General features: G+C 47.6%; 27 protein-coding genes. 21 read left to right on the top strand and 6 right to left on the bottom strand.

What is annotated here, in order from left to right; translation table 11 throughout:
- The first annotated feature begins 226 nt into the window (after positions 1-226).
- The 21 genes from ACTRXI_RS13475 to ACTRXI_RS13375 all read left to right on the top strand — a co-directional run bounded on the left by ACTRXI_RS13475 (position 227) and on the right by ACTRXI_RS13375 (position 19,737).
- Positions 227-460, top strand: coding sequence for a hypothetical protein (locus ACTRXI_RS13475; RefSeq protein ID WP_474263348.1), 234 nt, complete (start codon positions 227-229; stop codon positions 458-460).
- A 298-nt stretch (positions 461-758) separates the two neighbouring features.
- Positions 759-1,190, top strand: a complete 432-nt coding sequence (locus ACTRXI_RS13470; RefSeq protein ID WP_474263346.1) for a hypothetical protein — start codon at positions 759-761, stop codon at positions 1,188-1,190.
- A 13-nt stretch (positions 1,191-1,203) separates the two neighbouring features.
- Entirely contained in the window at positions 1,204-1,425 is a 222-nt protein-coding gene (locus ACTRXI_RS13465) for a hypothetical protein (RefSeq protein WP_474263344.1), read from the top strand.
- Between the two features lie 21 nt (positions 1,426-1,446).
- Entirely contained in the window at positions 1,447-1,719 is a 273-nt protein-coding gene (locus ACTRXI_RS13460; protein ID WP_474263342.1) for a hypothetical protein, read from the top strand.
- A 182-nt stretch (positions 1,720-1,901) separates the two neighbouring features.
- Positions 1,902-2,786 (top strand): hypothetical protein, encoded by an 885-nt coding sequence (locus ACTRXI_RS13455; RefSeq protein ID WP_474263340.1) that lies wholly within the window; start codon positions 1,902-1,904, stop codon positions 2,784-2,786.
- A 168-nt stretch (positions 2,787-2,954) separates the two neighbouring features.
- The gene (locus ACTRXI_RS13450) at positions 2,955-5,516 is read left to right on the top strand and encodes a VirD4-like conjugal transfer protein, CD1115 family (protein ID WP_474263338.1); all 2,562 of its coding nucleotides are present in this window, start codon (positions 2,955-2,957) and stop codon (positions 5,514-5,516) included.
- The gene (locus ACTRXI_RS13445) at positions 5,485-5,688 is read left to right on the top strand and encodes a hypothetical protein (RefSeq protein ID WP_474263336.1); all 204 of its coding nucleotides are present in this window, start codon (positions 5,485-5,487) and stop codon (positions 5,686-5,688) included. The genes ACTRXI_RS13450 and ACTRXI_RS13445 overlap by 32 nt, the downstream gene beginning before the upstream one ends.
- Positions 5,689-5,712: 24 nt before the next feature.
- The gene (locus tag ACTRXI_RS13440; protein ID WP_474263334.1) at positions 5,713-8,307 is read left to right on the top strand and encodes a pLS20_p028 family conjugation system transmembrane protein; all 2,595 of its coding nucleotides are present in this window, start codon (positions 5,713-5,715) and stop codon (positions 8,305-8,307) included.
- 12 nt (positions 8,308-8,319) lie between these two features.
- Positions 8,320-8,643, top strand: coding sequence for a DUF5592 family protein (locus ACTRXI_RS13435; RefSeq protein ID WP_474263331.1), 324 nt, complete (start codon positions 8,320-8,322; stop codon positions 8,641-8,643).
- The gene (locus tag ACTRXI_RS13430) at positions 8,644-9,288 is read left to right on the top strand and encodes a hypothetical protein (protein WP_474263329.1); all 645 of its coding nucleotides are present in this window, start codon (positions 8,644-8,646) and stop codon (positions 9,286-9,288) included. It begins immediately after the preceding gene.
- Positions 9,289-9,291: 3 nt separating this feature from the next.
- Entirely contained in the window at positions 9,292-11,259 is a 1,968-nt protein-coding gene (locus tag ACTRXI_RS13425; RefSeq protein WP_474263327.1) for a VirB4 family type IV secretion system protein, read from the top strand.
- A 4-nt stretch (positions 11,260-11,263) separates the two neighbouring features.
- The gene (locus ACTRXI_RS13420; protein WP_474263325.1) at positions 11,264-12,370 is read left to right on the top strand and encodes a bifunctional lytic transglycosylase/C40 family peptidase; all 1,107 of its coding nucleotides are present in this window, start codon (positions 11,264-11,266) and stop codon (positions 12,368-12,370) included.
- A 37-nt stretch (positions 12,371-12,407) separates the two neighbouring features.
- Positions 12,408-13,004 carry a hypothetical protein gene (locus ACTRXI_RS13415; protein ID WP_474263323.1) on the top strand — a complete coding sequence of 199 codons (597 nt, stop codon included), beginning with the start codon at positions 12,408-12,410 and terminating at the stop codon, positions 13,002-13,004.
- Positions 12,994-13,854, top strand: coding sequence for a hypothetical protein (locus tag ACTRXI_RS13410; RefSeq protein ID WP_474263321.1), 861 nt, complete (start codon positions 12,994-12,996; stop codon positions 13,852-13,854). Before ACTRXI_RS13415 ends, ACTRXI_RS13410 begins: the two co-directional genes overlap by 11 nt.
- Positions 13,855-14,137: 283 nt before the next feature.
- Complete coding sequence (locus ACTRXI_RS13405) at positions 14,138-14,410, top strand: hypothetical protein (protein WP_474263319.1); 273 nt, start codon at positions 14,138-14,140, stop codon at positions 14,408-14,410.
- A 3-nt stretch (positions 14,411-14,413) separates the two neighbouring features.
- Positions 14,414-15,598: a MobP2 family relaxase gene (mobP2, locus tag ACTRXI_RS13400; RefSeq protein ID WP_474263317.1), complete on the top strand. Its 1,185-nt coding sequence runs from the start codon at positions 14,414-14,416 to the stop codon at positions 15,596-15,598.
- Positions 15,598-16,050: a hypothetical protein gene (locus tag ACTRXI_RS13395; RefSeq protein ID WP_474263315.1), complete on the top strand. Its 453-nt coding sequence runs from the start codon at positions 15,598-15,600 to the stop codon at positions 16,048-16,050. The genes mobP2 and ACTRXI_RS13395 overlap by 1 nt, the downstream gene beginning before the upstream one ends.
- Positions 16,047-16,316, top strand: a complete 270-nt coding sequence (locus ACTRXI_RS13390) for a hypothetical protein (RefSeq protein ID WP_474263313.1) — start codon at positions 16,047-16,049, stop codon at positions 16,314-16,316. Before ACTRXI_RS13395 ends, ACTRXI_RS13390 begins: the two co-directional genes overlap by 4 nt.
- A 17-nt stretch (positions 16,317-16,333) precedes the next feature.
- Positions 16,334-18,433 carry an ArdC-like ssDNA-binding domain-containing protein gene (locus ACTRXI_RS13385; RefSeq protein WP_474263311.1) on the top strand — a complete coding sequence of 700 codons (2,100 nt, stop codon included), beginning with the start codon at positions 16,334-16,336 and terminating at the stop codon, positions 18,431-18,433.
- 16 nt (positions 18,434-18,449) lie between these two features.
- Entirely contained in the window at positions 18,450-19,421 is a 972-nt protein-coding gene (locus tag ACTRXI_RS13380; protein ID WP_474263309.1) for a toprim domain-containing protein, read from the top strand.
- 16 nt (positions 19,422-19,437) lie between these two features.
- A complete protein-coding gene (locus tag ACTRXI_RS13375; RefSeq protein ID WP_474263307.1) occupies positions 19,438-19,737 on the top strand; it encodes a hypothetical protein in 300 nt (99 codons plus the stop codon).
- Positions 19,738-20,093: 356 nt separating this feature from the next.
- On the opposite strand, the gene ACTRXI_RS13370 is transcribed toward ACTRXI_RS13375, so the two are convergent.
- The 6 genes from ACTRXI_RS13370 to ACTRXI_RS13345 form a co-directional block, all read right to left on the bottom strand.
- Positions 20,094-20,300: a hypothetical protein gene (locus tag ACTRXI_RS13370; RefSeq protein ID WP_474263305.1), complete on the bottom strand. Its 207-nt coding sequence runs from the start codon at positions 20,298-20,300 to the stop codon at positions 20,094-20,096.
- A gap of 111 nt (positions 20,301-20,411) precedes the next feature.
- Complete coding sequence (locus ACTRXI_RS13365) at positions 20,412-20,648, bottom strand: hypothetical protein (RefSeq protein WP_474263303.1); 237 nt, start codon at positions 20,646-20,648, stop codon at positions 20,412-20,414.
- Positions 20,645-21,871 (bottom strand): DNA polymerase IV, encoded by a 1,227-nt coding sequence (locus ACTRXI_RS13360; RefSeq protein ID WP_474263354.1) that lies wholly within the window; start codon positions 21,869-21,871, stop codon positions 20,645-20,647. The genes ACTRXI_RS13365 and ACTRXI_RS13360 overlap by 4 nt, the downstream gene beginning before the upstream one ends.
- 12 nt (positions 21,872-21,883) lie before the next feature.
- Positions 21,884-22,177 (bottom strand): YolD-like family protein, encoded by a 294-nt coding sequence (locus tag ACTRXI_RS13355; RefSeq protein WP_474263301.1) that lies wholly within the window; start codon positions 22,175-22,177, stop codon positions 21,884-21,886.
- Between the two features lie 146 nt (positions 22,178-22,323).
- Positions 22,324-22,710: a DUF6262 family protein gene (locus tag ACTRXI_RS13350; protein ID WP_474263299.1), complete on the bottom strand. Its 387-nt coding sequence runs from the start codon at positions 22,708-22,710 to the stop codon at positions 22,324-22,326.
- Complete coding sequence (locus tag ACTRXI_RS13345; protein WP_474263297.1) at positions 22,694-24,646, bottom strand: tyrosine-type recombinase/integrase; 1,953 nt, start codon at positions 24,644-24,646, stop codon at positions 22,694-22,696. Before ACTRXI_RS13345 ends, ACTRXI_RS13350 begins: the two co-directional genes overlap by 17 nt.

Genomic DNA, 24,646 nt, shown 5'->3' with positions numbered 1-24,646 from the left:
GCACCAGCCAAAAAAGAACGTGGATCGAACGATCCACGAACAAACATGACGCTTTTATTTTGTTTCTCAACAATCTGGAAAGGGAGGGTTATCATTTTAACCCTCCCTTTCGTTTTTCTTTTTGATTACAATAAATGTAGAAATGGCAAGAAGGGGTTTATAAACAATAACTTAGAGTTAGCAAAGGTAATTATATTTTACGGATTCTCATATCGAGGTGAGGGAAATGAATCAAAAACAACAAAGAGTGTCCTCTTGTGAGTTGGCTTTTCGAGCCAAATTTATCCGCACATTCGATGATGAATACTATGAATTAAAAGGAAGTATGGCAGTTGGACGAAAAGGAAAAGTAGCTCGAGTAGCAGATATTTACTATCGAGTACGTTCAGCTCAGAACCATGAGCACTGTCAGATCGCCAAACGGAAAAAACCAACAGACGAGTTGATAACGAACGCTTAATCGTTCCATACACAATGACATAGAGCGTGTCCTTCTGATTTTCCGGCATGATCTTGAGGATATACGACTTCGATGCAGGTTTGCGAGTTCAAGCCTAAAGCTCGCCGCTACTAGGATAGCGTAAAATGCCGCTTTTTTCTGGTTCTTCGTGCTATGCCTAAAACGTTGTGCATTGGGAAGCTACGGTTCCGGCCGTACGCATGTTTCCATAGGGTTCCCGCTTTCAGCCATAAAGTGGATGTCCCCCGACACCGAACCAGAAGGAAGGGGGTGGAATGTACAGGAAAGGATGGGTAGGATGCGAAAGCAACGTCTTGGCCTTGTCGTCCTGTTTGGTTCCGTTCTCACGCTGTCGGCTTGTGGCGGCTCGTCCACGGAAGAAATCGAGGACTACGATCAGTTCAAGGAAACGATCAACGCCGAGGACTTCACCGGGTTTGCGATGTATATTTACAGCCCGGACGTGGACGAAGCGAAAGAAAACGTGTTCCAGGTGTTTGAGGACACCAGTGCCACGCTCACCTATACGAACGGGTGGGAGTATGACCAAGCAACGAAAGACCGGGCCAATGATGATAGTGGGAAAATGGCTTTAATCACACCAAGTGATGAAGTGGTGTATGTCGAGGATGGCGAAGTTTTGGAAGAATTTGAGGTGGACGGGGACGACATCAAACGAGAAGAATATGAAGGCGAACTCCAATCGTTTGTGGAAAAATACGCTGAATAAATGAGGTGTCACCGTGGCAGGACGAAAAGAACAGAAGCAAAAGAAAGACATTGCGAAAAAAATGATGGAAAAACAGAACGTCAATTACGAGGATTGGTTGCACGAACAGCACACCAAATACATTGACGATCACTTGCTGGATTTTGTCGGCTTGGATGATGAAGATACGACAACGAAATCCCAAGCCAATGAAGCACCGCAAACGGAAACCGAAAGACCAAGCGAACAATATTAAACCACCCGAAGGAGGGGTACGATGAAAGAATTAATGCTCCAATCGTTCACCGTAGGGGCGGCTGGCGTAGACGGCCTTGTGTCGACCGGGGAAGATATTCTAAGCATGGCTCAAACATTGGGATTGATTTGCGCGGCTATTGCGTTATGCGTGGGCGGCTATTATTTGATTCTCGGTGGCGATAACGGTCGGCGGAAATCGGTCGGCTGGTTTATCGGCGCAGCGGCCGGCCTTGTCGTGGTGATGGGTGCTTACGGGATAGCTCAGTCCATTGATTCCAATATTTCCTTTTAAAGTCATTATTTTAAAATACCTAGCATCGAAGCAAGAGCCGTTCTGCGGCTCTTTTTTTCATGCTTTTTTTAGGAGGTCAGCACATGCTGTACGTGAATTTTACGCAAGGCACACACCCCAAGATTCAGCGGCATCAACGGATTCCGTTTGATGAAGCCGTGAAACTCTCGCAGGAAGTCGAAATGGAGATGCGGGACCAGAAGGAAACAATACCGGCCTACTTCTACGTGTTGGACGATGATCTGAATAAAGAAATGTATGAAGGCACGTTCACGTTCGGAAGCAAACAGGCTCCGAACCTGTTCATGCACATCAAGAAGAACCTGCCGAAGATTCGGACTAGCAAGGAAAAAGAACGGATGCGGCTGGGCTTTCTGGAAGATATGGAAGCATTGGTCGAAGAAGAATACAAATTCGAGGAAGAGATTCAACCGAACGAGAACGTGGATGCCAACTACGTGTCCCGGCTCAAACGGTGGCAACGCAAAACCGTGTACGGCGTGGCGGCGTTTTTCGTCCTCACCTCCATTGGCCTGTTTTCCTTCTTTATCATGCAATTATCCTCCGTGAGTGCGGAAATGCAGGAAGTGACGAACACGAAAGAAACGCAGGAAGCCAAAGTCAGTACCTATCAAGATGCGCTCATGGGAGACGAACAGGCATTACTGGACTACTACAAAGACCAAAACCCGGACGATCTCTCCACGCAGGAACGAAACATCTATGCGAGTTTTCTAGCCGATAAGGAGCAGTTTCAGCAAATGAACAAGCTATTCGACAACAAAGCCACGGCCGTAGAATTTGTTCGGATGAACAAGAATACCGATACGCTGAACGCCTATCACAATGCGTTTCCAACGGACGAAGGGGCGTTTGAATTGGCTTATCAGAACGGCAACTACGAGAAGGTGATTAACAACGATAACGTAGACATGACGAACCGCCGAAGTGAAATGCTGGCAAAAGCTTATCTGCATCAAGACGATGTGGAAGGGGCCGAACAGGTCTATCAAGACCACCAGACCGATGGCGTTCGGGAAACGATCGACACCTACCAAGAGCATTAGTCCACCATTGATGATCTGAACAGCCAAATCGAAGAACTGGACGAGGACGAGGAGGCCGACAAGATCGAAGAACTGGACGAGGACGAGGAGGCCGACAAGATCGAAGAACTGGAACAAGAGAAAGAAGAAGTTCAACAGCAACGGGACGACATTTAAAGGAGGGACAGCATGAAGATATTCAAAACGAAAAAGGCTCACGGGATTTTGGCCTTGCTCGGCGCTTTAGTCTTTTTTCTACTATCCAATACGCTGATTAATTTTTGCATCACGAACGTTCGCAACCTGCTTCAAGGGCTTGGCAATCCGGACCCTCCCGGCGTGTCTTTTGATTTCCTGGGGCTGTTATTCACCACGTCCGACATTCCGGCGCTTGGCTACCTGTTCATGGGCGTGGCAACACTGATCGTGGGCGGTATCTTCTATTACAAATTAAGGAGTAATTTTAAAGACCTTGCCGAAGGCGATGCGAAAGGCTCCAGTCGCTTTACCACCTTGAAAGAGATTCAGCAGCAGTACAAAGCGATTCCCGAAAAAGAAACGGAAGAAGAACAGCATTTTCCGGGCGAAGGCGGCGTTCCGGTTTCCCGGTACGAGGACCGCATATACATTGATGATTCCAAAAGCAATAACTTATGGATAGGAACAACAAGAAGTGGTAAAGGCGAAATCGGCATGTTTCCGATGATTGACATTTATTCCCGGGCCGAACAACAGGCGTCGATGGTCCTCAATGACCCCAAAGGCGAGTTATTGGCGGCATCAAAGGAAACGCTCGAACACCGGGGCTATCATGTGGAAACCCTGAACTTGATCGAGCCGGAAATCCGGTCCATGAGTTTTCAGATCCTACGGATGGTGATTGATGCCTATGAGGAAGGGGATTTAGGGAAGGCCGAACAACACGCAAAAGCGATTGCTCACATGCTGTATTCAGACCCGGATGCGAAAGATAAATTCTGGCAGGATTCGGCCAGTTCCTTATGTACAGCGCTGATTTTAGGGCTGTGCGAAAAGAACCTGCCGGACCACCCGGAAAAAATCACGATGTACTCCGTGGCAAACACGCTCAACGAACTGGCAAGCCAACAGGAAACGGACGAGAAAGGCACGATGATTTCCGGCTTGGACCACTTTTTTGACAGTCTGCCTGCCAGTCATCCGGCCAAACTCCAGTACGCCACGGTGAAATTCGCGAGTGGGGCGGGCCAGACGGTCGCTGGGATTTTTGCCAATGCGTTTGATAAGTTGAGTATTTTTACGCTCACACCGATTGCGAAAATGACCTCGCACCATTCGTTTGATATGCGAAAGGTCGGGTTTGGCAAGCACCTCACGGGCTTTGCATCGGCGCAGGCCGAAGTCACGGCCACGTTCCCGGAGGGAACGGAACGAACCCAGGCGAACACGAACGGCCTATTCAAGTTCAGTCATGACCGATCACTGGAAAAAGGACAGACCGTCACCTTTCACGATCACAAGAAAGACGCAACGCTCACGGTGATGGTCGAAGCCATTAACGAAGAAACCGGAACGGTCACGTACAAGGTCCAGAACGAACAACAAGAGGTTATTACCCTCCGGGAATTTGAACACTTCACGAAGCCCACGGCCGTCTTTCTATTAACGCCGGATGATGATACCTCCCTGCATGTGATTGCGTCCTTATACGTGAAGCAGCTGTGCACCGAATTGGCGAAAACGTCTTACTTCACGCCGGGGCGTAAGTGCATCCGGCAGGTGGTTTTTATCTTGGATGAATTTGGGAACATGCCCTCGATCTCGGACATGGGGAATATGATTACCGTCAGCTTGGGCCGCCGGATTCACTTTAATCTGGTCGTGCAGGACCTTTCGCAGATCAAGCATAAATACGACAAGGAAGCCGACAACATTATTGGCAACTGTGCGAATAAAATGTATCTGCTTTCCACGGACTACGAAACGAACGAGGAATTTTCCAAACTGCTGGGCGAAAAGACGATCAGCTCCAACAGCCGGTCCGGGAGTACCCTTAGTACCGATAAAAACAAGACCGAAGGGACGGACGGCCGTCGCCTGCTCGATGCGTCCGAACTCGGACGGTTGAAACCGGGCGAAATGGTGGTGTACCGGGGCATCAAACGGGAGGACTTGAACCGGGAGAACGTGACGCCGTACCCGATTTACAACCACGGCAAGACCCGGATGAAATTTCGGTATGAATATTTGAGTGACAAATTTAATACGGATACGGACCTGGAGGATATTGATATTCCCTGTGACCATGCGGACCTTGATCTCACGAAAGTGATTTATCGGTTCGAGGATGAAAACACCGATCATGGTCCGGTCAATCAAGATGGGCCAACGCAGAATCAAAACGCCACGCAAGAACCGTCTGCGGAAGGGGCCCAGGAGGAAGCAAACAACGAACAGGTTAACGAGGAAGCCCCCGAAGGGGCATTAGAAATCAGCGATGAAGCGATTGCGTTTGAACAGTTGATCGTACAAAACGTCTTAGACGATCAAAACCTGCTCAAGGCGGTGGAACAACATACCGATACGTCCATTCATCATCTGCCGATCGGTCTACTGGAAGAATACTTAGACGACTGGCAGAACGAAGGAGTATTGAAGGAAGGATTAATTAAGGGGATGCGGCAAATGATTCAGAAAAAACGCCGGAATTACCACACGGAACTGGAAGGAGCGAAGAACGATGCAGAAGCTGTCTCTTCAACGACTAACTGAGGTATTGAATCATTTTGAAGATATGCAGGTTGGGGGCGAACTGATTATCCGGCTCACCGATGGAATGGTGAAAGTGAAAGCCAAAGACGATGATTCCGGTAATGTAGACGTTCTGGTGGATGAATACGATTATGCGGTGGAAACAAGTGTCAGCGAGTTTTTAACCTGCTAGACCGGGCCGAAAGGAGGGAACGCCGTGAACAATGAAGAGATACTCGAATACCTCGAACAGTTTTCCGATGAATTAACGAAAGGCACGATTGTGATTGATTTTATTCGCATGATGGGATGGATGTTTGTCAAAGGCATGGCATGGATTGTCGATGCATTTCAGAACATCACGGATTCGATGCTCGGGCTGAAACTCTTGTACGACAATCCGCAGATCACGGACTTTGTAAACACGATGCAACCCGTGTTGGTCATCCTCATGGCGATCAACCTCATGTTTATTGGGTACTTGCTTATCTTGAAACAGGACGCCGTGAACCGTCCGGCATTGGTCTCGAACATCTTCATGGCACTGGCGATCATGACCATTTTGTCGGTTGGGATGAATCAGGCCAACGAATTTACGGACGAAGCCGTGGATGCGGTGAACTTTGGGAACGGCACAAGCACACTGGCCGATGATGCGATCACGAACAACATTACGGATGCGGCGCTCTATGATTTGAATGATTGGGAAACCACGGAACAGGATGAAAGCAATCAGATCAATCCGTCTTACGCCCAAGACCTTACGATCAATGCGCCGCTGAATGAAGATACACAGATCACCAGTGAAGAAACCCTAAATGATAAAGGGCAAGACATTGTCTCGAAAAAAATTCAGACCCTGCCGGACGGTACACGGGAAGTCGTGGACCTCGAAGATGGTGGGTGGATTTCCAATATTACACAGGAATACTATTACCGCTATGAAGTTGATTGGGTCCCGTTGATTGCCACACTCACGGTGGTGGCCGCCGTGTTAGTGATTATTGGCGTCAAACTAGCCACGCTGTTTTTCAATCTGGCCTTTAACTATGTACTGGCTCCGCTAGTGGCGGCGTCCGACATGCATTCCGGCCAACGGATGAAACAGGTGGTCCAAAACATCATCAGCATTTTCATGGTCACGATCATGGTCTTTTTATCTCTAAAAATCTATATGATCGGGGCTGACATGCTGAACGACAGCACGGACGGTCTGGTGTACGTCCTCGGCATGGTCGGGCTTAGTGTGGCCGTGTTGGACGGGCCAAACATTGTCGAACGGCTCTTTGGCCTAGACGCCGGGTTGAAATCTAGCTGGGGCGCTCTGGCCGGAACGTACGCCGCCGCTAAAGGCGCAACCGGGGCAACCAAAGCCGGCATGAGTGGCGTGAAAAACATCAGCGACAAAATGAGCAAAAACAAGGAAGAAGGCAACGGCGGCTCGGGTGGCTCCGGCTCCACCAATAAATCGGGCAACGGCCAAGACCGGGAGAACGTGTCGCAGGCTTCCGAAGGGCAATCCGGCGGCTCGGGAGGAACCGGAAACGTGGCAAACATGGCCGACTACCGGGGCAACAAAACCGGGACGGACAGCCAGGGCAACGATACGGCCAACGAAAGCGTCTCCGATCAAGGCGACAGCCCGGCGGCTGCCAACGGCTCCGTATCGGCATCCGGGGATTCGGCTTCTTCTTCTAACGATACGAAGGACAGCCCAACCGCATCCAACGATGCGAACAGCAATCAAAGTTCCATTCCGTCTCTGAATGAAGAAATGGACGAAGAAGAAGGACAGGCCCCGGGAACGGAAGGCCGGACGAACGGCCGAACCAACAGCCAAGTGAAAGGCTCGGCCAACGGCTCCGCATCCAACCTTGAAGCCCAACAACGCATGAACAGCTCGGCTTCGGGAACGAACGGACAGACGGCTTCTTCCCCGGCTCCAACCGATGAAGATACAGCCACGGATGAAACCCCGGCCACGGGGAACGCTCCGGCATCGGCCACGGCAAACGCCGATACGGGCGATACGGAAAGCGTGAAAAACATCAACGGCGAAAGCACCGGAACGGCTGGGACGCACCGGGAACGGATGGAACAGGAAACGAACGGCCACGGCTCCCGGAACGTAGAACAGGATGTGCAAAGCGTTCAAGGGCAACAAGAGACGGGCGGCAACGTCCAGACGAACCAATCCGGGGCGGCGGCCAACGCCGGAAGCCCGGAAACGCCGTCCACGGGGAACGCTCCGGCGTCTGCTAGTGCGAATGGCTCCGGGCAGGACACGGCAAGCGTTCAGAACGTCAAACGCGACAGTGCCGGAACGACTGGAACCCACCGGGAACAGGTGACGCAGGAAACGGATAGCAGCAGTAGCCAAAACGTGGAACAAGAAGTCCAAACCTCCACGAACCACCGACAGGACGGCGGCCGGGTGAACACCACGTACACGTCCGGCGGCGAAAACGGAGCAAAAGAAGATCCACCATCGGCATCCTCGCCCGGACCGGGACCAAGTGCTTCCGCTTCTTCTTCGGGAGATGCCGGAGGAAACAGTGTCCGGCATGAACGATCCACTGAACAGGGGAGCCGGGGAGGAACAAGCAAGGAAACCATTTATCAAGAACAACAGGTCAACCATCAGGGCAACGACACCGAACAGGACGTGCAACAGTCGGTCACGCATCGGCAGACCGAAGGCCGGGTGAACCGCCGGGAACGGGTCACGGAACAGCAAGCCCCGCGCACCCAAAACTATGATCTCGGGAAACACACCCGGAAAACCGTGAAACGAAACAATAAACGGACGTAAGGAGGACCGCATATGGCGTCTTACCGCATCCCCAAAGACATGAGTACCGAACTGAAAATCAATAAATGGATGTATCTGACGGACTTTCTTCTACTGATCGGGTTAATCCCGTTCACGATGGTCATGAGCAATCTGGTGCATGGCAACTTGATCTGGGGCTTTTACCTGTTCATGTTGCTTCTGGCCCTGTTGCTCGTGATACGGCCAACAAGCAATCCGAAACGCCGCATCTATCAAGCCGTGTACTATGCGATCATGCGCCGCAAAGACACGTACACGGCCATTGATTACTCTCCGGTGGACGAACCGGACGACACGGAAAGGAGCGAATCGTAAATGGCTCTGTTTCAAGAAAAAAACGGTCGATTCAAGCGATCAAGGAACGAAGGAACAGCGATCTTTGTCGAAAGCGATCAAGTCCAGAAACGAAAAAAAGAAGCCAAGCCGAAAGTAAAATCCAGTTATGCCGATTTAGCTTCCGTGATTGATCTCACGGGCAACGGCTTTCTGGAACTCTCGGACGAGAAAGGCTATATGGATATTGTGCAACTGGAATCAAGCGATATTTACGCCTTGAACGAAAGCGATAAAACGAAAAAGATTTATCATTTTGCCACGTTCCTGCAATGGTACAATCACGATTTTAAAATCATCCCGTTTGATTTTCCGGTGGATACGTCCTCTCAACAACGGTATATTCTCGAAAAAATCCAACAGACGAGCAAGCCGCAGTATCGGCAATTTTTAGAAAAGAAGCTCCAGGAACTCCAATTCATTGAACAACGCCGCACCAACCGGGAGTTTTTCTTATTCCTCTATGCCGATGATGAATACACGCTCCAATCCCGGTCCACGGAAGTGGAAGGCCAACTGCAAGCCGTGGCCCCGGTGATTCGGCTCACAGATGATAAGAAGATCAATATTCTCTATAAATTAAACAATTTGAACTCCAAAAACCGTCATACGCACGAAAGGGGATAACTTATGCTCGCATCCATTATGCAGAAAGTTCGAGGAACGGAAGGAAACGAGGACGAAAAACAGGTAGCATCTTCTGGTTACAACCGGGAGCTGTTAAGTGAAATCCAGCCGCAGGGCGGCATCAAGTTCAACGAAAGCTATATCCGTAAAGGAGACGGCTGCGAAACGTGCGTGCATATTTACGACTTTCAAACGATCGTCAATGACTTCTGGCTCGAAGAGATTATGAACATGCCGAACGTGATTGCGGCGCTCGATGTCGCCACGCCAAGCCGCCGGGATGTCATGTCGAAGTTAAATAAAAGCATGGCCGAACAAAAAACCCGGACGATGCAGGCGAAAGAAACGGCTGATGCGATCGAAGCCACGGAATCGTTTGAAGAACTCTCCGGCATTTATAACGAAATCCGGCAGGGCGAAGTCGTGAAACGCATTGTCCTGCGGCTGTATGTTTCAAGCAAGACCTTAGACGAACTGGAAGTAACGGTGAAAAAGGTCATTGATGATCTGGAAGCCTTGAACTTCCGGGGGTCGGTCTTTCTGAACGAACAGGAGTATGAATGGGGCAGTCTGATCGAATCCTTCTCCCACCAAATGAAATACCCCAACAAACGCAAGGGCATTGAACTTCCGGCCTTATCCCTTGCCGGGGGCTTTCCGTTTCACTATACGTCTCTGGATGACCCGTTCGGGACGCATTACGGCACAACGGACACCCACGGGAACGTCATTTTCGATCTGTTTCATAAGGACAAACAACGCAAGTTCTACAATGCCTTAATGATCGGCAAAATGGGGTCGGGAAAATCCACGCTGCTCAAAAAAATGGCGCTCGATAATGCGATCAAAGGCCACAAGGTACGGATTCTGGACGTGACCGGGGAATTTGGTGAACTGGCCGATGCATTGGACGGCAAAACGATTGCCTTAGACGGCTCGGACGGCTCGATCAATCCCTTGCAGGTGTATCGGTCCGAAACCACGGACGAGGGAACGATCAAACAGGAAGCATCGTTTGCGAAGCACCTCTCCAAGTTGCAGGTGTTTTACCAGTTCATCAGCCCGGACGTAAGCAACGAAGAAATTAAAGAGTTTCAGAACACCCTGCGCCGCCTGTATATCGAACAGGGCTTATGGTCGGACGAGATCGACCCGGAAGCCAACAACATCACCGAACGGCGGCCGGACGAATACCCGATCTTTAGTGATCTGTTGGATATGATTCAGGCCGATCTGTACACGGATATTCCCAATCAGATCGTTAATGAAGATGTAAGTATTCACCGCCGGGAACGGCTGGAAAACATTGAACTGAATATCAAGAACCTTAAAGAAACCTATGGCCGCCTGTTTAACGCTCATTCCAGTCTCATGGACTTTGATAAAGAGGACTTTGTGGCGTTTCACTTACGGAACTTGTCGGAACTGTCGTCCGAAGTCTTTCAAGCCCAACTGTTTAATGTGTTGAACATGCTGTGGGACGGGATGCTCGGCAACGGACAACCTCAACTGCAAGCCTTCAACAAACACCGTCTGCGGTTTGAGGATGCGGTGCGGTACTTGATTCTGATTGACGAAGCGCATCACATCATTAATACACGCAAAGGCTCGGAACACGGCGTCACGTTCCTGCAAACGTTCATGCGGGAAGCCCGGAAATATTTCGGCGGCCTGTTCTTTGCGAGCCACGTCATTGAAGATTTTGTTCCCGACAAGGCCGATCAAAGCGCGGCCGAAGAAGTCAAAAAGCTATTCAGTCTCACGCAGTACAAATTCATTGGCGAACAGGATAGTGAATCACTGCCCCGGTTAAAAGAGATATTCACGGGACAGCTCAACGATTCGGAATTGGGGCAGATTCCCTACTTATCACAAGGGGAAGTGGTGCTTTCCATTTCATCCGTGAAGAACATCAAAATGAAAGTGGACGTCAGTAATCAAGAACTAGACCTGTTCGGGGGAGGGGCGTAAGACCATGAACACGGTAGCCAAAGGAGCCGCTAAAGCCGGGGGTGCGTTACTCAAACTCGGAACCCTAAAACTGCGTATCATCATCGGATTGTCGGCGCTTCTGGTCGTCCTGTTCACGGTGATGGTGATTGGATTCTTTCAAGTGATGATGGATACGACTTCCTCGGATAACAGTGAAGGCAACGGCACATTTGTTGCCGGGGGAACGCAAAATATCTCGGCCAAAATTGAAAACCTGCGGCCCGTCTATGAACAGTATGCGGAGGAATTTGGGGTCAGCGATCATGTGAATGTGCTGATGGCGTTATCCATGCAGGAATCCGGCGGCCGGGTGGACGACATTATGCAGTCGTCCGAATCCCTGGGCCTTCCACCGAACACGATTGATGACCCGGAACGCTCGATTGAACAGGGCGTCCGGTACTTCTCGAAGGTGTTAGACGATGCGAACGGAGACGTGAAGCTGGCCTTACAGAGTTACAATTTCGGCGGCGGTTTTATTGATTATGCGAACGCCAACAATGACGGCGAATACTCCAAAGAGTTAGCGATTGAGTTCTCCCAAAAGCAGTATCAGAAGGTGAAAGACAGTGGAAACTTTTCGTGCATCCGTCCCGAAAGTGCGGAAACCGGGGCTTGTTACGGCGACATTGGCTATGTGGATGCGGTGATGAAATACGTCACGAACACGGCAACCACACAGATAGATGGAGACGTGGCCGAAGTCGTACAGGTAGGGGAAAAATGGATTGGCAACAGCAACTATGTGTTCGGCGGCGGCCGTTCCCGAAGTGACCAACAGGCCGGACGGTTTGATTGTTCGAGTTTCGTGTATTGGGCGTATGAACAGGTGGGCGTGGAACTCGGCAACCTCGGCTCGGTGAACACGGATTCGCTCAAAACGAAAGGCCAACGGGTCGATTATTCCAATGCGAAACCGGGCGATCTGGTGTTTTTCGATACCTATAAACTGGACGGCCACGTTGGCATTTATGTCGGCAACGGAGAATTTATCGGCGCTCAAAGCAGTACAGGCGTAGCGATTGAAAGCATGGAGGACGGCTATTGGGGTGACAACTTTAACGGCTGGGTGAAACGCATTTCTTCGTAACAATCAAACGCCTATTTTGTTCAAAGGATGATACCTAATGGAGACGATCAAAACCTTTAAATACTTCTCGATCATCATTTTATTTCTACTGCTGCTATTCAATATCTTCTTCTTTTTTAACAACCAGACGGACGCTCCCACGGAAGCCGAAGCGAACGAATTAAAAGGCCAAGTGAGCCAATTAGAAGAAGAAAACGAAGCCTTACAACAACAGGTCGAGTATCAATCCAAAACGGAACGGGAAGCCCGTTTCGATGAACTGGAAAGCCAAACAGAGACTTTTATGAACACAGCGTTTGTGCATACCTCGGACAATTATCAGAAGCAACAGGAGAAAGCCGAAGGGGTTATGAGTGACCAACTGAAAGACCGATTTTTCTCGGGCGAAATGTACGGGGGCGGTGAAGTCACCACCGATATTGCGAACGAAGAATACTTCATCAAAAACATGGAAGATAGTGAACAGGCCCAAGTAATTGTGCGGCTCGATCACCAGATGCATTACACGGAAACGGACGTAGATGAAACCAGTCCGGTGCTAATGAAAGTGCATTTTGAACGAGAAAACGGCACATGGATAGCGCAAGAATTGGAAGATATTTCGGACACGGAAGGAGGATTCGATGCTGAATAAAGACCGGGTAAACTTACGAAAAAGAACAAGTAAATGGTTCGGGGTGATAACAGCTGTGGTGCTGTTAGGCTTCATTGGATTCAGCACGTCCAACATGTATATGGAGGAAACGATCGAAGTTCAGGCGTCTCCGATTGGCGAAGAAATCACCACCAGTGGCACGGATGATGTGGAAGTATTGGACTGGATTTACGACAAGGAAAAAAACAAAATGCAGGTCGTGATCGACATGAACGATCTCCGTTTTGAAGAAGAAACATTGCAATATGTGAGCCGCCAACGGTCGGACGGTGAAGAAGTTCCCGTTCAAAAAACGTATCAGATGAACGACTATGCGGTGTTTGAAATCAGCCAATTAGATAAGAATTACGAACAGGTATTGCTTCAAATTGACCAACAGCAAGAACAAGAAAACGAAGATTCAGCAACCGATTCAGATGCTGAAACGAACACGGAAGAAGTCGAAAATGTGGTTCAACTGTACACGGATTATCGGGAAGTCGAAGAAGCAGAAATATCCTCGGATGATGAATACAGTTACGTAAAATATATTATGAATACGCTCATTGAGGATACGGAACAAACCATTGAAACGAAAAAAGAGGAACGTCAAAACCTCAAAAAAGAGATCGCTGATCTTGAAGAAGAAGCGCACCAAATCGAACAAGAAAAGAACTACCAAACGGATGAAGAACAAACCGAAACGGACGGCTATTTGAACTCATTGGAAACCGAAAAGAAACAGCTCCAGGGCGATATAGATACGTTAAACGAACAGATAAAGATGGAACAGGAACGCATCGACAGTTACAACGAACGCAAGAAACAGGAAAGCATTTCACTCCAATAAGGAACAGGGTTACGGTCATTTTTTGACCGGGACCCTGCAAAAAAGGCCAATTTTACTGTACACAAACGTGAGACAGAGGGGTTAAATCGTACACAAACGTGAGACAAGCTGTACACATTTTTGAGACAAAAGCAATTTTTACGATATCACTCCAAAAACCCGGTACTGCCGGGTATATCACGAAGTGATATCATTTTTCCCTTATGCTCTTCCAACTATTTTGATATTGCACTGGGGTTGTCACGAACTGGGGTTATTTTGTTACAGGGAAGGAGCAAAAACAATGAACATTCTACTGCGTGAATTAAGCCCAACAGTCGTTAAAACGATTGACGAACGTGCCAAACAACGAGGGCTATCTCGGCAACATTACTTGAAAGAATTGATCGAAAACTATGTGATGCAAAAAGAACTGAACGAAACTGATAAGGCGTACAAAACATTAATAGAAAAAAACACCGAAGCCCTGAACCATTTTAGTGAACAGATGCAACGACAGAATGAATGGCTGGAAAGCATGAGTGACGACACGGATTTTACACGTGAGGAAGTGTAAAACATGGAAGTCGGAAGCAAAACGGCCGTAGTGGTGAAATCGGAATTTGCGATGGGGCAAAGCAAAGTCGGAAACAAACGCTGCTCGAATTACCTCAAATACATGGACCGGGAAGAAGCCAAAAACGAACAGGACTTTGCTTCATATAATCACTACATGGATGATGACCAGAAAGCATCATCGTTGTTCAATGCGTATCACGATGATTTAACCAATGAAGATAAAAAGAACGTCATGGATGATTTCAAACAGGCTCAAAATAAAGGAAGCATTTTGTATAAAGACGTGATTTCTTTTGATAATAAATGGTTACAGGAAAACGGCATTTATGACCCAAAAACGAAACAGGTAGACGAAAAGAAATTGAAAGAAATAACGCGCGCAGCTGTATCGGATATGTACGAAAAAAATAACTTTAAAGACACGATGGCGTGGACCGGGGCTGTTCACCATAACACTGAAAACATTCACATTCATCTGGCTTCCGTGGATACGGAACCAAGTGACGATCAACGGGGAAGGCGTAAACTGAAATCACTGGAAGGGATGCGATCAACGTTCGTTAATAAGATTCAAGATCGGTCGTTTGAACACAAAGACATTAATGATCTGATGCGAAACAAGATCGTGAATAAGAAAAAAGAACAACCAACCATGAAAGGCATGGACCGGGGCATGAAAAAAGACTTTTTAGCCATCAAAAAGCAACTGCCGGAAAACAAACGGTACTGGCAATACGGGTATCAAAATATCAATCATGTTAAACCCGATCTGGATAAACTGACGGAAAAATATTTACACAAAAACTTTCCCAAAGAAATGAAACAGCTCGATCAAAAACTCAATAAAGAGGAAAAGATGCTGAAAAAAGTGTACGGAGAAGGAAACGAATCTCGGTACAAGGATTACAAACAAAATAAAAAAGATAATCTGTATAAACGGATGGGAAACACGTTCTTACAGGAAATGAAATCGTATGATTATAAGGAAAAACGCATCGAACAAAACAATCGTTCTTCAAACACGAACCAGAAACGAGTAGCTTTTCAAAAGAACCGGGCCTTGAACCAGATACAGTACGGACTGAATCGAGTGGTCTATGCGGAACTGAACAGCTATCAGAACCAGAACGCTTATGAAAACATGCAACGAAATATCCAAAATAACCAAAAGGGGCAATCTTTATGATGACGACACAAACACGCATCCGTTTATCCGAAGAAGCTACGCAATACGTCAATAAATTAAAAGAGAAACGAAAAGAACCTACCCAAACAAAAATCATTGAACAGATCATTCGGGAACACGAAGAATATTCCATGAATCGAGATCAATTAGAGTACACCACGTCTATGGCGTTAGACAGCATTAATCAAAAGCTCGAACAGGAATTAGACAAACACTTCAAACGGTTACAGCTGGGCGTGAACAACACGGACCGTAATTCGCAGGTGCTTCTGGAACTGATGAATGGTTTTATGATTCAAAATGACGTGACGCATATTATGACCACCAGTGATTATGAATCACCTACGCTTGTATTGGCAAAAGAAGAAGTGAAGGAACGCATTACGAACCTGCAACAACGAAAAGCCGAATATGAGAAGAAACAAAATCAGTCCCAAGGAGGACAAGCATGAACCGATTAGAGTTTGGGTTTATTAAAGAACTAGGTGAAACAGACATTGTGGTTTCGATGGGGAAAAAAGAAATCGTAATTCCGTTAGATGCCAAAGATATGGACCTTCTGCAACAAATGATGGTGGAAACAGATATGGAATATGTGTTGGTTGATCTGGACGAAAAACGACTGGTGATGGACAGCGATCTGATGGAAGGCGAAGCCAATAATCCGGCGCTAAAGGATCTCGATGTGGGCGTGGATGACGATGGATACGTGCAATAACAAGGGAGGGACATTCGATGGCTTATAAGAAAAAATCGGCTGAAACGAAACGGCAGGAAGTGGAACAATTAACCGAAGATCGAAACGATCAAGTGGATAGTCACTTTCAGTCCTCGGAGAACATGAAAGAATACTTGAACTTTATGAGCAAGTTCTATGATTACTCGGTCGGCAACTCCACACTGATTCAAAAACAGTTTCCGGGAGCGAACGCCGTAGGTGGTTTTCAGTTCTGGAAAGAACAGGGCTTTTCCGTTCAGAAAGGCGAAAAGGGAAGCAAGATTCTTGTTCCGGCCCCGTTCAAAACCTTTGAACGAACAGAGAATGGTGAAACCAAACAAGTGGGACTGAACAAGGCCACGAAAGAGGAAAAAGCGAAGATCGACCGGGGCGAAATCAACGTACAGGAACATCGGCATTATAAAACGGCCGCCGTGTTCGATATTTCCCAAACAACGGCAACGGCCGCTGATTTACCGAAGATTTACCCAAACAAATGGCTGGAAGGCTCGGTCGAAAACTATCAAGCCTTTTATGATTCGATGGAACGGTACGCCAATAAGATGAACGTGAACGTGCTTGCTGAACCGATGGAAGAACTCGGGGCGGCCAAAGGCCAATACATCGAATACACGCAGGCCAACCGCTTAGGAGAATCATCGTTTCACCGGGCGATTCAACTCAACCCCCGGAACGATGAACTGCAAAACGTGAAAACCCTCATCCATGAAGCGGCTCATGCTCAACTGCATGGCCGGGAGAAGGAAGGGAAGGAACTGCCGCACTCGGAGAAGGAATTTCAAGCCGAAATGACGGCCTATACCGTGTCTACGCATTTTGGACTGGATACGAGTGATTACAGTCTCGATTACCTGCATACCTACAACCAACAGCATGATACGACAACCGACAAAGTGGCATTGCTTCAAGGCGTCAAAGATACATCGTATGACATGATTACGCATCTGGAAGATGATCTGCAAATCGAAAATACCTACGAGGAAGTAAGCACCAATGAATTACAAGAGCGATTCCAGGACTATCAAGTGGTGACCAATGGGAACGTTCAAACGATCGGAGATATGGATGAAACCACCTTCCGGTCTACGTTTGAAGATCGGTACGGCAATAATCTGCTCGAACACGGAGACGTGCGAAACGATACCGTAGAACAGGAAGTCGAAGCCTTTAATGCGTTGAAAAACCCGGCCCTTCCCGGAGATAACAATGTGAAAATCTTAGACCCGTCCATCGAAGAACCGAAAGCCTATGTGGAATGGTCGGAAGCCCGGATAGATAAGCATATGATGTCTCTGCCCGATATGGATAAAGCCTTAGCCCAAGCCAACATGGAGGGCATGGGAGAGATCGGGTACGACAAAACGAAAGTTCAAATGATGACCCCGGTCGATGCTTCTCACGGGCAAGAGGTAGTGACGGCAGGACGTTTCGATTTGGGGAACGGCGAATATCACGACTTGAATACCGAACTCAATAAACAAGGGTACACCGTCCACCGGGAGCATTTGAACGATCAGTCGTTTCTGCAAGAGATTTACACGCCAGAAGCCTTTGAACAAACCTTTGAGAGTTTGGCTGTCAAGATTCAAGAACAAAAAGCCGGACACACCAGTATGGATAATTCCGAACTCTATGAAAGCCAACGAGAGGACGTACAGGCGTTTGCATATAACCACGGGTATGTCTCTGGGGAGAAAGCCGAAGCGATTCATCAAACCACCACCACGGACGTTCAAGAGCGTCAACAGGACCGGGCAGCTGTCAATCAAAGCGTCCAGTTAGCATCGGCATATACCACGTATCAAGATCATTGGCAGAAAGAAGAAAGACAGGACGTGCCGGACGATAAGACATTGCTTGATCGACTGGAAAGCCAACAAGCCTATGAATCCTTAAAAGAACAGGCCGTTGATCAGAACGTGCTGACCGTGGATACCGTGAACCGACTGGAACAACGGTTGAAAGGCGAAACCACAACAGAAAAAGAAGCCACGTGGCCGTTTGAGAAAGAAGGAACGAAAAGCGTCACGAAAGAGGAAATCATCGAAGAAACCACCACCCGGAAACCCGTTCGACAGAACGGCATGAGCATGTAGAAAGGAGGGAGAACGCATGGCAAACCGCCGGGTAAACAATGAGGAAATCGAACAGGCCAAAACCGTGGCGCTCATGGATTACTTGGATGCGAACGGGATTGAAGTGGAACAGCAAGGCAACGGGAATCCTCCATACTACAACCTTAAAGAGCATGACAGCTTGGTCATTCAGGGCGAAAAATACTTCTGGAACAGCCGACAGGAAGGCGGCTACGGGGCGATTCATTTTGCGATGACCTATCACGATCTCTCCTTTCCCGATGCCGTCCGGCGTATCAATGAGCATAAATATGCGCTTGACCGCCAGCCAGTGCAACAGGTGGAGAAAGAGCCGTTTTCCTACCCTTCGCATTACGAGGTGGCCGATACCTCCAATGTCCGGGATTACTTGGTCAATGATCGAAAGATTGATGAACGAGTGGTCGATTGGTGCTTGAACAAAGATTTGATCGTACAGGACCGGAAAGATAACTGCGTGATGAAATGGAAGGACCGGGACGGGGAAACGATCGGCGCTGATCGACAGGGAACGCAACCGATGGAGAACGGAAACTATTTCAAAGGCGTGGTGAAAAATTCGGCCGAGGACGGCGGTTTTGCGATCAATGTTGGCAAAAACATTGATAAAATCGCGCTGTTTGAAAGCCCGATAGATGCCCTTTCCTATTGGTCGGAAAAAAAGGGAGACGTTCAGAATACCCGATTGCAGAGCATGAGTGGCTTGAAAATACAGGCCGTCAAACGAGGATTACAGGACTTAAAAGCAGACGGCCACAACGTGAAGCAGGTGATCTCGGCCGTGGATAACGATGCGGCAGGAGCGCATTTTCACGACAAGCTGAAAGACTATATTAACCATGATGCGATTGTCGATCACCGGCCGACCAACACGAAAGACTGGAACGAGGAATTAAAGCTGGGCGTTCAACAGGACCAGAAGCAACCGCCGAAAGCCAAACAATCGTCTCCTTCGATGGGGATGTCTTAAAAGAGAGGGTGAAGGCATGTATACGTCCAATGTTTATCCGGTATTACTGATTCTTAATATCAGTCTTAGTGGTTTGTTTACTTTTTTTGTAACGACTGTTGCTACAACAGGGTTTATTGCCGAAAGTGACGGCGTCTACGGATGGGGTTTTATGATTGCGGTAGGATGGGTGGTTGCTCTACTAATGACGATTTATACATGGAAAAAGAAATCACGCCTGTGGTTTGCTCTCACTTTGATTGCTGGGTGGGCGTTGCCAATAGCGAATATTTATATCTATGGTTATATCATGGACCATTTTTCGCAGGGGTTTTAATGATAAGCAAGCAGAAGCTAATCGTTCGAGAACATTAAGTCGTTATGCTAGAATAAAAGGGAATAGTTAAGGAATCCCTATCCTCAACCTATTCCCCCTTAGATACATTGTAATTGTATTAGATGAAACGGACCTGTTACGGGTCCGTTTTTTCATGTTTCTTGGCTGGAACGCTTTTTTCGATCATTCAACAATTTATTTCCTATAAATGTACACGTCACTGAAAAGACTATGCTATGAGCAATTCCATGAGATAGGGCAACGCAAAAAAAGTATCTAATAAGATGATGCTTATGGTAACGAAAACACCGGTTAGTATTCCTATCTGCCATTCCTTCATCATACATATCTCACCTTCAATTTTCTCTATCGAATGAAGTTTTTTTTGCCGTTTTTCTTTTTTTCTCATAAATATCAAGGGAAATACCTGCGGTTAGTAAAATACCTAATCCAACTGATAAGAACCATAATGGAATATGATAAATGTCCGTAGCGGCACTGAATATAAACAAGACAGCTAACAATAGAGATAATGAATTGACAATCTCTCCGACGATTTTCACTTCTATTTCCTCCTAAAATCATATAATGGAAAATAATCCCTGCTAATATTCTACTAGGAAATAGAAATAAAAGAAATGAACGTTAGGTTTGTTGCTGTGAGCCGTGATGATTTAATCATACGGACACATTAACGCACCCAGCGAAAGGTCTAGCAGCGTGGCTAAAGCTTCGGCTTCTGAAAAGCCAATGTTTGGCACTCGGTTCATTTCATAGGCTTCATAGACCGGTTTCGACACCATACTGAACGTACAGACGTCGTTCACGGTTAAATCGTTGGACGTTCGGGCATGATAAAGCAGATCACCAATGTAATGAGGGGAACGGGCGTCACGAATAGGGTTGTTCATTTATAATGACCTCCAATTTTTTTCGATCGTTCAAGGGCTTGGCCCGCATCGGTCAAGGACGAAGCATACATAATAATGCCGCCGCCGTATCGGTCTTTCAAAGCATCAACCGTCTGGTTCAAGGAGGACCGGTCCTCCACATCATCAAATAAACTTAACTGCCGGTGCGTGTCTGGTTCGACCTTTTCAAGGGATACGCCAATGCGCCGGACCGGTGTGCCAAGCCAGTGCCGATCAAACAGCTTCTGACAGGCGTGATAAATCACTCGACCGTCATTGGTCGCCATGTTTAAGGTCATTTGCCGGGAAAAGCCGACCGGGTTTTCATATGTGCCGCCAATACTTAACGACAGTTGATTTCCTATTAATCGTTCGTCCCGGGTGCGGCGGGCCACTTCTTCGGCGAGTTCGCGCAAAATCACAAAAATCTCGCTTCGTTGATGGTAGTCTCTCGGCAGGGTCATGCCGTGGCCGATGCTCTTTTTCTGCTGATGGGTGTCGGGCGTCACCGGAGACGGGTCGATGCCGTTCGCATACTGCCACAACAGCTCCCCGTTGATGCCCCACCGGTGCTGTAATTCTTCGACCGGGTACGTGGCTAAATGGCCGATCTTGCGGATGCCGGTCTGCATGAAGTGTTTTTCCATGCGGTTGCCGACGCCGAACAGCTCCCCAATCGCAAACGGCCAAAAATCATCGGCTAGGCGGTTCTTGTGAAGATAAAAGATGCCTCCAGGGCGTTGTTTGGCTTGCAGATCACACGCACTTTTCGCCAGAATTTTATTTTCGCCAATGCCGATACGGGCATAGATGCCAAATTGTCGCAGGACGGCTTTTTGCAGGCTTTTAGCGGCTTGCTCGGGCCGGGACTGATGAACCGTTCCGGTAAGTTCGATAAACGATTCATCCACGGAGAACGGCTCCACTTGATCGGTATACGTTAAAAACAGTTCGTTAATCTGCGTAGATATGTCGATATACAACTGCATCCGGGGTTTAAGAACCGTGACCTCGGGACAAAGCGATTGAGCTTCCCACAAGGCTTGGGCGGTCTTAATGCCGTGGCTTTTCGCTACGGGACAGGCCGCCAGAATCACCCCACTGCGCCGGTCCGGGTCGCCGGCCACCACGACTGGATGCTGGGACAGGTTCGGATGATACACCTTTTCGACTGACGCATAAAAACTCTGCATGTCGATTAGAAACACCACTCGTTTCATCAGTTTGCCCTCCTTTTACGACCGGACCGCCACAGCTTGAAGATATTCGACGGGAATAACTAACACGGCTCCCCCCACTTGAAACCATATCTGCGGCGGTGTGTCCCGAAAACGGGCCACATAGCCGTTTGCCGTGTGAAACTGGCCGTCCTGCCAATAGGTGACGTCCAACAACCACGTATAGGCCATCCCGTCATGAATGATCTGCATGACTTCCTCCATCATCTGGTCGTCCAGTTCGGGCGGCTCCTGCCACGTTTGGGCTTCCTGCCGTTGTAACCATTGTTTGCGCCATTCCGGGAGAATCATGCGGCTGGATTATATCTTAACTCATACAGCTTTTAACCCTGTCATATAAGGATTTCACATGAAAGATATATCTTCATTGTGAACGTCTTACGACGTTTGAAAGTACATCCTTTCTTTAAGGACCAATCTCTTGTTGCTCAAAAGGATTAGGAAAAGGTTTCGTACCATTGCCCACGCAATTTTTTGATTTGCTCTTTTAGTTCTTTATTTTCTTTTTGTAGCTGTTTAATACGTTCATTTTTCGCGATTAAAAGAATATCTTTGCTTTTATCCGTGACGGACGGTTTTTTTGATGGCATAAACATCTGTTGTTGGTTCGTTTGATCCCTAAGGAATTCGATGCGCATTCGTATATCGGGCTGATTGTAGAGGTAGGACTTGGAAACATTTGTTGCGGAGGAAACCGAATTGAAATTAATGGTTTGATGGTCTTTGATGAGTTGTTTGATTCCCTCCTCTACTTTGACCTTCGTGTTTCGACTTTTGTTTTCTGCGTGTTTTTTTAGTCCGCTCGTATTACGATGGATCGTCATGGTCATGCTCCCCCTTGAGATACTCTCTGCCCTGTTTTCCGGCAGGATGATGAACGTCCTTGGCGGACAAGGTATCTAAAATCGGCTCTAATCGATCAAGCATTTGCTGATTTTTTTCCACCCATGTCTCTCTCCCCAGCGCTTTTCCTCGTTCAATCACCGTTTTCGTTCGTTGAATCTCTAATTCATACTGAGGAACAAACTCCGGCGTGGTACAAAAATTCCGGCATGATAAACACGGATTGGCTTGAGTGGGGCAAGGCTGCTTAATCGGCTTCATGCAATAGCCTAAAGATAATTGGACAGCGTCCAAGTTATGTCGGATGTACTCCCACTCAATAATGTCTTCATTTTCAATGTCTTCTAGGGAAATGGGAGATGGGGCCCCGTCGGGGCCTTTCACGCGAAACAAGCCTTTTTTCGTAGCTTCTTCCCATGATTTCCGCATCGTATCATCTAATATTTCGGCATAACGCAGGGTCATTTCAGGCGAGACATGAGCCATCCATTTTTGAACATGCAATAGGCTCATGCCATTATTAATAAGTTCCACCGCCTTGGTATGGCGAAAAGCATGGTTGCCAAAATGATAAACGTCGCCTTGCTGGTCGACGATATGCCATTTTTTCGCTAAGCGGTTTAACGCGGAAATAATATTGCCGGATAAAGGGGGCTGACCCACTCGAGGTCCACTCGTACGCACAAATAAATACCCGTGAGGGTTGATCGTCGAAGACGTTTGTTTCGTGTTATCCACGACCGTCTGAATGAGGGCAGCGATTTCATCCGTAATGGGAACACGATGATTTTTGATATTGGTTTTTTGAATATCTCCACACAAGTACCATCCTATGTTTGTCTGATGCAAACAGGACTTGTAGCGCAAGTTTAAAATGTCGGATATTCGCCAGCCTGTCGCCCGGAGTAATATCACAATCGGAATGTACTCTCGCGGGGTAATATGTTCGATATGCTTTTCTAATTGCTGAATAACGGTCTCCGGGATATATTTTCGATACGTTCCACGATCCACGGGCTTTTGGGGAAAGTCTTCGGAGAAAAGAAGAAAATGAACTGGCTTGGCTGGGGCTCCCTGATATTCGGCTTTTTGGATGTAATCTAAAAACAGTTTGATGGCGACAAGATAGTCCACGCCTTTGCTTTCCAAGCTTCTGGTTTGGCTTCGATACCATATTAAAAACGTCTCCATGACGATTCGATTTAAATGGTGAAGGTCTTGCCAGGTAGGATGTTGGTCCTCAATGAATTGAAAGAATAGGTTCAATCCAACCATGTCACACCGGCAATTATCAATCGAGCGAGTTAAGGCTCGGACTTTCATATAACTCTTGACCAATGCGCGAAATCGAAGAGGAATGGCATGGAATTTGATGGTGTACGCTGTTTTGTTTCGGTTCAGTTTGACTCCGGGGATTTTGCGAAAATCCCAAATGTCTCGATCGAACTGGTCACGGGAATCATAAAATTCCGCCAAAAATTCATAAGACTGGCGAAGAACGGTGATGGCTTGCTCGGACATTTTCGTGATTTTATAGCCTTTGGCGGTGAGATAGCTTCGTAATTGAACGACAGCTTTCGTTATCGGAAGCTCCGTCATACTTGTGAGGTTGGGGTGATACGAGTGGAGAAATTCCGCTAGCACGTGAAACTTTCTTTTGTAGCTCCAAACGGTACTTACGGCTACTTTGCGGTGAATGAGTTGCTGGGCAAAGAAGAATTGTAATTCTTGTTTTATAGGCAAGGAGAACGGATGAAATTTCACATCGCCATGATGATAGGAAGATGTCGTTTTTGGATACGCGTCAAAGTGAGGGTCCCGAAGGGACCAAACGTCGTTGCCCCAATAACTGTCTAAGAAGGCATGGATTTCCTTTCGTTTGATGCTTGTCGGGCGAATTGGGGAAACATGGGACAT

The sequence above is a fragment of the Marinococcus sp. LNHM4E3-1 genome (assembly GCF_056034405.1).
Note: the sequence above shows the minus strand (reverse complement) of the source record. Positions and strands in the feature narration are given on the sequence as shown.